Source organism: Pantoea sp. M_10 (assembly GCF_008631515.1).
Lineage (GTDB): Bacteria > Pseudomonadota > Gammaproteobacteria > Enterobacterales > Enterobacteriaceae > Pantoea > Pantoea anthophila.
The window spans coordinates 155,785-167,573 of record NZ_VWUL01000002.1; the positions used below are offsets into that span (position 1 = coordinate 155,785).

Annotated in this window: 10 protein-coding genes; 4 read left to right on the forward strand and 6 right to left on the reverse strand. The window is 58.1% G+C overall.

What is annotated here, in order from left to right:
- The first annotated feature begins 30 nt into the window (after nt 1-30).
- A complete protein-coding gene (gene ypfH, locus F3I47_RS07610) occupies nt 31-711 on the forward strand; it encodes an esterase (RefSeq protein ID WP_150028935.1) in 681 nt (226 codons plus the stop codon).
- A gap of 30 nt (nt 712-741) precedes the next feature.
- Here the strand turns inward: ypfH and F3I47_RS07615 are convergent, their stop codons facing one another.
- The 6 genes from F3I47_RS07615 to narQ all read right to left on the reverse strand — a co-directional run bounded on the left by F3I47_RS07615 (nt 742) and on the right by narQ (nt 8,699).
- Nucleotides 742-930 carry a YpfN family protein gene (locus tag F3I47_RS07615; RefSeq protein ID WP_009088805.1) on the reverse strand — a complete coding sequence of 63 codons (189 nt, stop codon included), beginning with the start codon at nt 928-930 and terminating at the stop codon, nt 742-744.
- A gap of 22 nt (nt 931-952) precedes the next feature.
- Nucleotides 953-2,080 carry a succinyl-diaminopimelate desuccinylase gene (dapE, locus tag F3I47_RS07620; RefSeq protein ID WP_009088806.1) on the reverse strand — a complete coding sequence of 376 codons (1,128 nt, stop codon included), beginning with the start codon at nt 2,078-2,080 and terminating at the stop codon, nt 953-955.
- Between the two features lies 1 nt (nt 2,081).
- A complete protein-coding gene (locus tag F3I47_RS07625; RefSeq protein WP_150028934.1) occupies nt 2,082-2,450 on the reverse strand; it encodes an ArsC family reductase in 369 nt (122 codons plus the stop codon).
- Between the two features lie 578 nt (nt 2,451-3,028).
- Complete coding sequence (gene acrD, locus F3I47_RS07635) at nt 3,029-6,145, reverse strand: multidrug efflux RND transporter permease AcrD (RefSeq protein WP_150028933.1); 3,117 nt, start codon at nt 6,143-6,145, stop codon at nt 3,029-3,031.
- A 167-nt stretch (nt 6,146-6,312) separates the two neighbouring features.
- Nucleotides 6,313-6,942, reverse strand: a complete 630-nt coding sequence (locus F3I47_RS07640) for a response regulator (RefSeq protein ID WP_058957420.1) — start codon at nt 6,940-6,942, stop codon at nt 6,313-6,315.
- A 68-nt stretch (nt 6,943-7,010) separates the two neighbouring features.
- Nucleotides 7,011-8,699, reverse strand: a complete 1,689-nt coding sequence (narQ, locus tag F3I47_RS07645; RefSeq protein WP_150028932.1) for a nitrate/nitrite two-component system sensor histidine kinase NarQ — start codon at nt 8,697-8,699, stop codon at nt 7,011-7,013.
- Between the two features lie 253 nt (nt 8,700-8,952).
- Between narQ and F3I47_RS07650 the strand changes: the two genes are divergently transcribed.
- From F3I47_RS07650 to nudK, 3 genes are all read left to right on the forward strand, one after another.
- The gene (locus F3I47_RS07650) at nt 8,953-9,225 is read left to right on the forward strand and encodes a YdgH/BhsA/McbA-like domain containing protein (protein ID WP_009088813.1); all 273 of its coding nucleotides are present in this window, start codon (nt 8,953-8,955) and stop codon (nt 9,223-9,225) included.
- Between the two features lie 280 nt (nt 9,226-9,505).
- A complete protein-coding gene (gene ansP, locus F3I47_RS07655) occupies nt 9,506-11,002 on the forward strand; it encodes an L-asparagine permease (RefSeq protein ID WP_009088814.1) in 1,497 nt (498 codons plus the stop codon).
- Between the two features lie 135 nt (nt 11,003-11,137).
- Nucleotides 11,138-11,716 (forward strand): GDP-mannose pyrophosphatase NudK, encoded by a 579-nt coding sequence (gene nudK, locus F3I47_RS07660; RefSeq protein WP_150028931.1) that lies wholly within the window; start codon nt 11,138-11,140, stop codon nt 11,714-11,716.
- Nucleotides 11,717-11,789 lie beyond the last annotated feature (73 nt).

The following is an 11,789-nucleotide window of genomic DNA, read 5'->3' on the forward strand; positions in this document are numbered from 1 at the left end:
GCTGGCGTAGAGTGAATAACGGAGGTCACTATGACACTGAAATATGTAATCGTTCAACAGCCTGCCACCACGGCTCAGCTGTTTCTGCTCTACCATGGCGTAGGCGATAACCCGGATTCTATGGGTGAGATTGGCAGCTGGTTTGCCCGGACATTTCCTGAGGCGCTGGTGGTTTCTGTTGGCTCGCCGGCTGCGGGCCGTCAGTGGTTCAGCGAGGCTGAACTGCACGATATGACGCTACAGCAGCGGGTTAACGCGGCGATGCCACAGTTTGTGGAATCCGTGCGTCACTGGCAGAAAAAAAGCGGTGTGCGCCCGGAAGCGACGGCGTTAATCGGTTTTTCCCAGGGCGGCAGTATGGTGCTGGAAGGGGTAAAAGCCCATTCCGATCTGGCCGGTCGCGCGGTGGTGTTCAACGGCCGGTTTATTACCCTGCCGGAGAAAGCCAGCACCCGTACCACGGTTCACCTGATCCACGGTGATTATGATGAGCAGATTCCGGTGTTTCATGCGCAGCAGGCGGAGCAGCGACTCACCGCCAGCGGGGGCGACGTCACGCTCGATATCGTCGACGATCTGGCGCACGCTATTGATGACCGCAGCATGGCGCTGGCGCTGAATCATCTGCGCTACACGGTGCCAAAACGCTACTTCGATGAAGCGTTAAGCGGGGCAAAACCCGGTGACGATGATGTCATTGCGATGATGTAAAAATGCCCCTGCAGAGCAGGGGCATTTTCGTTACTTCTTCTTCGGCCAGTCGTCTTCGTCATCCCACTTATCGTTAAAGTCACGGTGGGGCGGCAGGTCAGGTTTGTTATCCATGAATTTTTTATGGTCGATCCGTTTCAGATCTTTATAGACATTCATCAGCACGCCAACCATCAGCAGGATCACCAGGATCCACCAGTAATCTTTGATAAATTCCATTTGCTGCTCCTTAACATCGCCATCAGGCGATCAGTTGTTCCATGATGCGTTGGTACATCCGGCTTAGCATCTGCAGGTCGGAAGCTTTCACACACTCATTGATTTTATGAATGGTGGCATTCACCGGCCCCAGTTCCACCACCTGCGCCCCCATCCGGGCGATAAACCGGCCATCGGAGGTGCCGCCCGTCGTCAGCAGCTGCGGCTTAATTTCATTATAGTGCGCTACCGCTTTCACGACGGCATCAACCAGCTTTCCGCGTGAGGTCAGGAAAGGCTGACCTGAAAGTTTCCACTCAATGGTGTAACGCAGCTGGTGACGATCCAGCAGTTCTGCGACCCGCTGGCGGATCATCTCATCGGTGAGTTCGGTGCTGAAGCGGAAGTTGAACTGCACAAACAGCTCGCCGGGGATCACATTGTTGCTGCCGGTGCCCGCCTGGACGTTGGCAATCTGCATACTGGTGGCCGGGAAGAACTCATTACCCTGATCCCACTCTGTCGCCACCAGCTCATTCAGGGCAGGCATCGCGCGGTGAACCGGGTTGTCAGCCAGATGCGGATAGGCAACGTGACCCTGCACGCCATGTACCATCAGGTTGGCGGTGATCGAGCCGCGTCGGCCATTTTTCACCACGTCACCCACTACTTCGGTGCTGGAAGGCTCACCGACCAGGCAGTAGTCGAGGCGTTCCCGGCGCGCCATCAGCCGTTCCACCACTTTCACCGTGCCGTTGGCACCGCTGGCCTCTTCGTCAGAGGTGATCAGAAAGGCGAGTCGCCCTCTGTGATGGGGACGGGCCGCCACAAAACGCTCGGCCGCGACGACCATGGCCGCCAGCGATCCTTTCATGTCGGCCGCACCGCGACCAAACAGCATGCCGTCGCGGATGGTGGGTTCAAACGGCGGGTTAATCCAGCGGCTGGCATCGCCCGGCGGCACCACATCGGTGTGACCGGCAAACGCCAGCGTTTCCCCTTCGCCACGGGTGGCCCAGAAGTTCAGGGTATCGTCGATGTTCATCGTCTCAATCTGAAAGCCAATGGCTTCAAGACGGGCGATCAGCAAAGCCTGACATCCGGCATCATCGGGGCTGAGAGAGGGACGACGAATAAGCTGCTGCGTCAGCTCAATGACCGGGCAAAACATATTATGGCTTCTCCTGAATAGCATTCTGATAGGTGGCTTCGCTGAAACCGGCGAGCAGGCTGCCATCCGGGGCGCGCAACAGCGGACGCTTAATCATGGCGGGATGCGCCAGCATCAGCGCTTTGGCGCTGCGGGCATCGGTCACCGCGTTGCGGTCAGCCTCGGGCAGTTTACGCCAGGTAGTGCCGCGGGTGTTGAGCAGGGCTTCGTAGCCCAGCGCATCGATAAATTCCTGCAGCAGTGCATCGCTCAGGCCATCGGCCCGGTAATCGTGAAAGTGATAATCAACGCCTGCATCTGTTAAAAAGCGCCGGGCTTTTTTTATGGTGTCGCAATTTTTTATCCCGAACATCACCCACTGCGTGCACATCGCCTGATCCTTATTGTTATGAAGCGCGTTAAGCTGAAAAAGCAGCCAAAGCGCGAGTTTAGCATAGTGTGATCCGTTGCGGCATCTGCCCTGACGGCTGATCGTGCGTAAAGCGAGCCTCAGGCAGACGATCATTTCCCCCCGGGTAAACGCTATCAATTCAGCGGGCAATCATTACCCTGCTCATCATTTCGCGATTAAGAATTTCGCCATGCTGAAAAAATCGTCTACCGCTGGGTTAATCGCGAAATATTTCCTGCGTAGTTAGGAGGTTGCTGAAATGTGCGTCAGCTTACAAAATCCGCAATATTCATGTTTTCATCGCTGCTGCCGATAGTGATAACAGGTGTAAACGTATTCACCTGGCGAAAAAAAACGCGTAATATTGCCAGCACAATAAGAGAGGGCATTATGATTGACACTGAAATGGGAACCTGGAAAGAATTCATCGAAGCGATGTTACGCAACAAGTAACACGTGGAGATTAAAGCAGGACATTCCCGCTTGCTGACATTCTTACCACACACAGAAATAAGGCGGCCGCTGATCTCAGGGGCCGCTTTTTATTGGCTCCGCATTCAGTCATGCGGCTTCTCTTTCAGCGGGAAGCGACGGCGTACCAGCACAAAGAACAGCGGCACGAAATAGATCGCCAGCAGCGTCGCGGAGATCATGCCGCCCATCACGCCGGTTCCCACGGCATGCTGGCTGCCGGAGCCTGCTCCGCTGCTGATCGCCATAGGCAGCACGCCAAAAATAAAGGCCAGTGACGTCATGATGATGGGCCGCAGGCGCTGACGCGACGCCTCCAGCGTAGACTCCACCAGCTCACGCCCTTTACTGTTCATCTCACTGGCAAACTCGACAATCAGGATGGCGTTTTTCGCCGACAGGCCGATCACCGTCAGCAGGCCCACCTGAAAATAGACATCATTTTCCAGCCCGCGCAGCCAGGTGGCGATCAGCGCCCCGACGACGCCGAGCGGCACCACCAGCATCACCGAGAAAGGAATCGACCAGCTCTCATAGAGCGCGGCCAGGCAGAGAAAGATCACCAGCAGCGAAATGGCATAGAGCGCCGGGGCCTGTGAGCCGGAGAGGCGCTCCTGATAAGAGGCGCCACTCCACTGGAAGCCGACACCCAGCGGCAGGGCGTTAACCAGCTTCTCCATCTCATCCATGGCAGCGCCGCTGCTCACGCCACTGGCGGCTTCGCCCACAATCTCCAGCGATGAGTAGCCGTTATAACGCTCAAGGCGTGGTGAACCGGTCTCCCAGCGGCTGGTGGCAAAGGCGGAGAAGGGCACCATTTTGCCGCTGCTGTTGCGGACATACCATTTGTCAATGTCGTCCGGCAGCATGCGGAACTCAGCGGCGGCCTGCACATAGACCTTTTTCACCCGGCCGCGATCCAGAAAATCGTTGACATAGCTGGAGCCCCACGCTGTGGTCAGGGTGTCGTTGATGGTATCCAGTGACACGCCCAGCGCCTGCGCTTTGCGCGCATCCACATCGATCTGCAACTGCGGGCTGTCATCCAGGCCATTGTGCCGCACCCGCGACAGCGCCTTATCGTTGCCCGCCATCTCCAGCAGCCTGTCGCGCATCGCCATCAGCTGGGTATGACCGATGCCACCGTGATCCTGCAGCTGCAGGTCAAAGCCGGAACTGCTGCCCATACCGGTGATCGCGGGGGGACTGCTGGCTATCACCCGGCCCTCTTTGATCTGCTGAAAGGCTCTGGTCGCGCGCTCGATAATCGCAAAGGAGGTGCGATCGTCACCGGGCCGCTCCTCCCAGTTTTTCAGCCGCACAAACAGACGCGCCACGTTCTGTCCGTTGCCGCCCGGGCCTGCGCCAATGGTTGAGAAGACTGACAGTACGTTCGCTTTCTCCTGAGTCAGATAGTAGTGCTCCACCCTGGCGACCACGCGAGCGGTCTGTTCCAGCGTCGAGCCCGCCGGCAGCTGCACCTGCGTCAGGAATACGCCGCGATCTTCCAGCGGCAGAAACGAGGTAGGCAGGCGCAGAAACAGAAAGGCCATCAGGCCGATAAGGCCGAGATAGAGCAGCAGCCAGCGGCCTCCCCGGCGCAGAATCGCCGCGACCCCGCGCTCATAGCGGTCAGCGTTGCGGTTGAAGTGACGATTGAACCAGCCAAAAAAACCGCGCGCCGCATGCTGTTCGCCCTGTGCCACCGGCCTGAGCAGCGTGGCGCAGAGTGCCGGTGTCAGGATCATCGCCACCAGCACCGACAGCACCATCGCCGACACAATGGTGATGGAGAACTGACGGTAAATCGCGCCGACGGTTCCGCCAAAAAATGCCATCGGCACAAACACGGCTGACAGCACCAGCGCGATACCGACCAGCGCGCCCTGAATCTGGCCCATCGATTTCCGGGTGGCGGCCCGCGGCGAGAGTCCCTCTTCGCGCATGATACGTTCCACGTTTTCCACCACCACGATGGCATCATCCACCAGTAACCCGATCGCCAGCACCATGGCAAACATGGTCAGGGTGTTGATGCTGAATCCGCAGGCGTAGAGCACGCTGAAGGTGCCAAACAGCACCACCGGCACCGCAATGGTCGGAATGAGGGTGGCGCGAAAATTCTGCATGAACAGATACATCACGCCAAACACCAGCACGATCGCTTCCAGCAGCGTCTTCACCACATCGGTAATTGACGCTTTGACGAATGGCGAGGTTTCATAGGCCACTTTTGCTTCCAGCCCGTGCGGGAAGTAGTGCGACAGCTCCTCAATGCGCGCCCGCACCAGCTTATCGGTGTTCATCTCGTTGGCGCCGGAGGCGAGCTTTACCCCCAGCCCCGAGGCGGGCTGACCATTGTAGCGGCTCAGATAATCATACTTTTCCGCCCCCAGCGCCACGCTGGCGACATCGCCCAGCGTCACCACGGAACCGTCAGGATTGTTCTTCAGGGTGATGGCCCGGAACTGCTCCGGGGTCTGCAGCATCGACTGCGCATTGACCGTGGCGTTCAGCGCCTGCTTCTCCACCGAGGGCAGGCCTCCGACCTGACCCACGGCAACCTGTGTGTTCTGCGACTGAATAGCGCTGACCACATCCCCGGTGGTCAGGGCATAGGCGATCAGCTTGTTGGGATCGAGCCAGATGCGCATGGCATATTGCGAGCCGTAGGCGTCCACCTGGCCGACGCCATCAATGCGGCTCAGGGGGGCCTGAATGTTGCTGGCGACATAGTCTGCAATATCCTGCTTATCCATGCTGCCGTCGGTGGAGACGAAAGCTACCATCAGAATGTTACTGTCACCGGTTTTGTTCACCGTGACGCCCTGTGACTGCACCGCCTGTGGCAATTTGCGCAGCGCAGACTGCAACTGGTTCTGCACCTGCTGACGCGCTTCATCAGGATCGGTTCCGGCGGTAAAGGTGAGGGTGATTTGCGCCTGGCCGGTGTTGCTGCTGTTGGAGGACATGTACATCAGGTTATCGATGCCGGTCATGTTCTGCTCGATCACCTGGGTGACCGTATTTTCCAGCGTCTGGGCCGATGCGCCCGGATAGTTAGCGGTAATGCGGACATTGGGCGGGGCCAGGTCGGGGTACTGCTCAATGGGCAGTGACCTGATCGACAGCGTGCCGCACAGGCACAGCAGAATCGCCAGCACCCAGGCAAAGATGGGGCGGTCGATAAAGAAATTCGACATTAAACCGACACTCCTCACGACAGTTAAAATCGACCAGGCCTGCCCGCTACGGGCGCACTGACAGACAAATCGGATGTGCTTTGCCACGATTCGCCGCCGCCATTCACTCTACGTGCGGCAGCGGGGGAAATCGTGGAGAAATTGAGGAGAAAGTGTAAATTCGTTGGCTATTTGCGGCTTTCCAGCCACATCACCGTGGCGGCGACGCGCGAACGCACATCCAGCTTGCGCAGCAGATTGCGGATATGCACTTTTACCGTCTCTTCCGAGATGTGCAGAATAGCGGCAATCTCCTTATTTGACAGGCCGCGCGCGACCTCCTGCAGCACATCCCGTTCGCGATCGGTGAGCTGACGCAGCGGATCGGCGCTATGCTGGCGATTCGTCAGATAGCTGGCGACGCCTTCACTGAAGACTTTTTCGCCTCGCGAAGCCTGCAGAATATGCGCCAGCAGGATCTCCGGTTCGCTGTCCTTGAGCAGATAGCCATCGGCACCGGCATCCACCATCGCAAAAATGTCACTGCGGGCATCAGAAACGGTCAGCACCAGAATACGGGCGCTGATCCCTTCATGGCGCAGCGCCTTCAGCGTGTCCAGCCCGGACATGCCTTTCATATTCAGGTCGAGCAGAATGATGTCGGGCTCCTGACGGCGCGCCTCGGCCAGCGCCTCTGTGCCGTTATTCGCTTCGGCGACCACCGTCAGTTGCGGCTCCAGCGCCAGCAGCTGACGAATACCGCGACGCATCAGCGGGTGGTCATCCACAATCATCAGGGTTAATGCGGGTTGTTGCATAGTCTCTCCGTTTATCGGTTCAGTGAAACCGACAGTCTGTTCTGGCGAGTAAACCAGGCTGCGGCCCGTTACTCCAGCGGGCGGGCAGGCTGCGGCGGAAAGCGCAGTTCGACCCGGGTGCCCCGCGGTTGCGCGTGGATGGTCAGGTTGCCGCCCAGGCGCTGAGCGCGTTCCGCCATAATGGTCAGGCCATAGTGGCCGGGGGGTTCGTCGGTGCTGTTCATGCCCACACCGTCGTCTGTAATCGTCAGTAAGTGCTCACCTTTTTCACTGTGCTGATACTCCACCCGGATGACCTCTGCGCTGGCGTGACGTATCGCGTTCAGCAGCGCCTCACGGGCGATCTGCAATACATGCACCTGCTGCTGCGCTTCCAGACTCAGCAGCCCGGTCTGATAGCGAAACTGTATCTCTGCGCCACTCTTCTCCTGCAGCGAGGCGATCATCGCCTGCATCGCCGCGACCAGATCTGCCTGCTCAATGGTCAGGCGGAAGGTGGTCAGCAGTTCACGCAGCTGCCGGTAGGCATCAGCCAGCGCCCGATCGAAGTCGGCAATGATAGTGTGCGCTGCGCTATCCTCTTTATCGACGGTGCGGCGCAGCAGGGTCAGCTGAATGCGTAAAAAGGAGAGCGACTGCGCCAGCGAATCATGCAGTTCACGGGCGATGGTGGTGCGCTCTTCGATCAGCAGCATCTGCTGATACTGCTGCTGCGCCTGCCAGATCCAGATAGCGCGTCCGAGCATCGCCGCGAGGCTGCGCATCAGCTCATCCGGGGGAGAGGCTCCGGCTGTCTGCCAGCGCAGCTCGCCCATTGGCTGGTCGGCCTGCCGGACCGGCAGCCGCTGCCACTGACCCCCGGCCTCTTCATCACCGGCGCAGAACTGAAACTGATCGCTGTCGAGCCGGATAGCCGTCAGTTTTTCACGCGTCAGCACGCGGCTTAAGACGGCTTCAAACAGGGCCGGATGCAGCGGGCTGGCCGTCAGCATCTGTGAGCTGTCATAGAGCAGGGAGAGGGTGCGGTTCGCCTGGGTTAAATCCTCGGTCTTTTCACGCACCGTACTTTCCAGCAGCTTATAGTGCGAGTGCAGGCGTGCCGCCATGCCGCTAAAGGCGTGAGACAGTACCCACAGCTCATTCTGCTGTTCGACCTGCAGCGGCGGAAAAGCAAAATTGCCGCTCTCAACGTAGCGACTGGCGGTGACCAGCGCATTGAGGGGCCGTACCACCTGCAGACGGGTAAAGCGAATCGTCATCAGCGCCAGTGCCACAATCGCAATCACCCCCACCAGGCTGCTGCCCGCCACCAGATGCATTTTCAGTTCGGTGTAACGCTGTAAGCCCAGCACAAAGCGGTCGATCTCGGCGACGTAAACCGGGATCTGATGCTGCCAGGTGACGGTATCGCCCTGCAGCAGCTGCTGTTGCAGGTCGGGCCAGGCGGCGCGCAGACGTTGATAGCGAGTGCTGACTTCACGCGGAACCCAGGGGCGATCCAGCTTCTGAAACACCGGGGAGTCGAGCGTCTGCTGATAGAGCGCCAGATGTTGCGGCAGATTCTGCGGCTGACGGCTGGCATCCCAGGCCATGCGGTAACTCTGCATACGCAGTGAACCGGCCAGATTGATCGCCTCTGCGTCGCGCTGACTGCTGAGCAGCGTGACCAGGGCCAGACCTGTTGTGAGCAGCGACAGCAGGACAATTGCACTGAGCGCCTGCGCGATGCTTTGAGTTACGGAACGTTTAACAATCACATGAATGGCCCTGTGGTGAGTGCGGGATTATAAAAGAGCAATCCCCTGACGCAAATGATCCTGCTGCGGTTTATCGCCTCCGTCGTGTCGGACAGAACAAAAAATGACCGCAACTGACAGTTCCCAGGATCGACGACGGTTCTGTGGTCAAAAAACAAACAGCTTTACACCGCCCCGATGTTGCTTTTCATTGCAGCGCTAATAATTCTTCCAGTCACTGACTTACCCCCGATTACAGATTAAGGAGCATCCCATGAAAAAACTGAATGCTGTTCTGGCGGGCGCCTTACTGACTACCGCCTCATTTGCCACTTTCGCTGCTGCACCGGTCGATCAGGCCCAGGCGCAGAACCTGCAGAGCATCGGCAGCGTCTCGGTCTCCGGCGTGCGAGGCTCGCTGGATGATGCCAGCCGCCATCTGTCGCAAAAAGCGGAAGAGATGGGCGCCAGCCACTACCGTGTTATCGGCGTCGATAACCCAGGCGACTCCAGCCTGTGGAGCGGCACCGCAGAGATTTATCGCTAGCTATACCCTCCTGTTTCCATCCCTGTAGCTCTTACCGGCCTGAAAATGGCCGGTTTTTTTATTTTTGTGCATCATGACGGATTCTTACAAATCAGCCTGTGCATCCGCCCGGTATATTTTGCTTCGTTCCTGCATAACGGGTAGGATTCATCGCCGTAAATTCCCGCCTTGCCTGGCACTCACTCACAGGCAAGCGCACAGAGGAAAATACCCCATAACTCAGGGCATGACACCTGCATGGGGGAAGCGACGACTGATGGTCAGGACAAACAGGAAAGCTATGAAATCTAAAAAGAAAACCCCAGGCGAGTTGCGCGCTGCGAAACGACGCTGGCTCAATTCTCATGACGCGGGCTACCAGAAGGCTATGGGTAACCGGCACGTACAGATGATCGCAATCGGTGGTGCCATCGGCACCGGTTTGTTCCTGGGCGCAGGTGGCCGTTTGCAGGCTGCGGGCCCCGCCTTAGCCATCATCTATCTGGTGTGTGGCATTTTCTCCTTCTTTATTCTGCGTGCACTGGGTGAGCTGGTGTTACACCGTCCCAGCAGCGGCAGCTTTGTCTCTTATGCCCGTGAGTTCCTCGGCGAGAAAGCCTCCTACGTGGCGGGCTGGATGTATTTCGTCAACTGGGCCATGACCGGTATCGTGGATATCACCGCCGTCGCGCTCTACATGCACTACTGGGGCGCGTTTGGTGATGTGCCGCAGTGGGTCTTCGCCCTGGGTGCGCTGGCGATTGTTGGCACCATGAACATGATCGGCGTGAAGTGGTTTGCCGAAATGGAGTTCTGGTTCGCGCTGGTGAAAGTGCTGGCTATCGTGGTCTTCCTCGTGGTGGGCGTGGTGTTCCTTGGCACCGGCAAACCGCTGGATGGCAACAGCACCGGCTTCCATCTGATTACCGACAACGGCGGCATCTTCCCGCACGGCTTACTGCCTGCGCTGGTGCTGATTCAGGGGGTAGTGTTCGCCTTTGCCTCGATCGAACTCGTCGGAACAGCGGCGGGCGAATGTAAAGATCCGCAGACCATGCTGCCGAAAGCCATTAACAGCGTGATCTGGCGTATCGGTCTGTTCTACGTCGGTTCGGTGGTTCTGCTGGTGCTGCTGCTGCCGTGGAACGCCTATCAGGCCGGTCAGAGTCCGTTCGTGACCTTCTTCTCAAAGCTGGGCGTACCTTACATCGGCAGCATCATGAACATCGTGGTGCTGAGCGCGGCGCTCTCCAGCCTGAACTCCGGCCTCTATTCGACCGGACGTATTCTGCGTTCCATGTCGATGGGCGGTTCTGCACCGAAGTTCATGTCTAAGATGAACGGTCAGCAGGTGCCGTATGCCGGGATTCTGGTCACCATCGGCGTTTATGTCATTGGTGTAGTGCTTAACTACTACGTGCCGTCGCAGGTGTTTGAGATCGTCCTGAACGTCGCCTCACTGGGTATTATCTCCTCCTGGGCCTTTATCGTGGTCTGCCAGCTGCGTCTGCGTAAGGCGATCAAAGAGGGCAAGGCGGATGATGTGAGCTTCAAGCTGCCGGGCGCGCCGTTTACGTCCTGGTTGACCCTGCTGTTCCTGTTCAGCGTGCTGGTGCTGATGGCGTTCGACTACCCGAACGGCACCTATACCATCGCCTCTATTCCGCTGATTGCCGTGGTGCTGGTGCTGGGATGGTTTGGCGTGCGTAAGCGCGTTAACGCTATCGCTGAAACCGAGCATGATCATCATGAAGAGGAGGCAAAGCCGACCCAGCTGGCGGATGAATCCTCCCGCTGATCGCCATTGCCGTCATCAGGCCAGCCTTCGGGCTGGCTTTTTTTTGGGCGCAAACCGGCGCCGTGAATTAGGATAGTTTTCCCGCCTCCTTGCCCCTATGATGAAAGGCTCCCTTTATGCGGTAGCGGAGTCTGCATGTCGTTTAAGATCAACATCATCAAAGATAAACTCCTGTCTGAAAACTGGTTTGTGCTGCGTAACTACACCTATGAGATAACCGACCGTCAGGGTGAGGTGATCCGCCACAAGCGTGAAGTCTACGACCGCGGCAACGGGGCGACCATCCTGCTCTATAACCGTGAAAAAAACAGTGTGGTGCTGACGCGCCAGTTCCGCATCGCCACCTACGTCAACGGTAACGACAGCGGCATGCTGATCGAAGCCTGCGCGGGGTTGCTGGATGATGACACGCCGGAAGATTGCATCCGCAAAGAGGCCATCGAAGAGACCGGCTACGCCGTGGGTGAGGTGGAAAAACTCTATACCTGCTACATGTCACCGGGCGGCGTGACCGAACAGGTCCATTTTTTCGCGGCGGAATATCACGACGCGCTGCGTGACAATGCGGGCGGGGGCGTTGATGATGAGTCAATTGATGTACTGGAGCTGCGCTTCCCGGATGCGCTGGCGATGGTCGCCGATGGCCGCATTCGCGACGGTAAAACCATTATGCTGCTGCAGCATGCCCGCATCGCAGGCTGGCTGACGCCATAAACGTGCCCTGAACGGCCCGCCGCGCGACAGCCCGGGATGTAATGCGGACACTGTCTCCAGGTTATGCACGCTT

Bases quoted from the DNA above. Each gene is read 5' to 3' on its own strand.
- nudK (WP_150028931.1), top strand. From the start codon at position 11,138: ATGTCGTTTAAGATCAACATCATCAAAGATAAACTCCTGTCTGAAAAC.
- F3I47_RS07625 (WP_150028934.1), bottom strand. From the start codon at position 2,450: ATGTGCACGCAGTGGGTGATGTTCGGGATAAAAAATTGCGACACCATA.
- acrD (WP_150028933.1), bottom strand. From the start codon at position 6,145: ATGTCGAATTTCTTTATCGACCGCCCCATCTTTGCCTGGGTGCTGGCG.
- F3I47_RS07615 (WP_009088805.1), bottom strand. From the start codon at position 930: ATGGAATTTATCAAAGATTACTGGTGGATCCTGGTGATCCTGCTGATG.
- F3I47_RS07640 (WP_058957420.1), bottom strand. From the start codon at position 6,942: ATGCAACAACCCGCATTAACCCTGATGATTGTGGATGACCACCCGCTG.
- F3I47_RS07650 (WP_009088813.1), top strand. From the start codon at position 8,953: ATGAAAAAACTGAATGCTGTTCTGGCGGGCGCCTTACTGACTACCGCC.
- ansP (WP_009088814.1), top strand. From the start codon at position 9,506: ATGAAATCTAAAAAGAAAACCCCAGGCGAGTTGCGCGCTGCGAAACGA.
- dapE (WP_009088806.1), bottom strand. From the start codon at position 2,080: ATGTTTTGCCCGGTCATTGAGCTGACGCAGCAGCTTATTCGTCGTCCC.
- ypfH (WP_150028935.1), top strand. From the start codon at position 31: ATGACACTGAAATATGTAATCGTTCAACAGCCTGCCACCACGGCTCAG.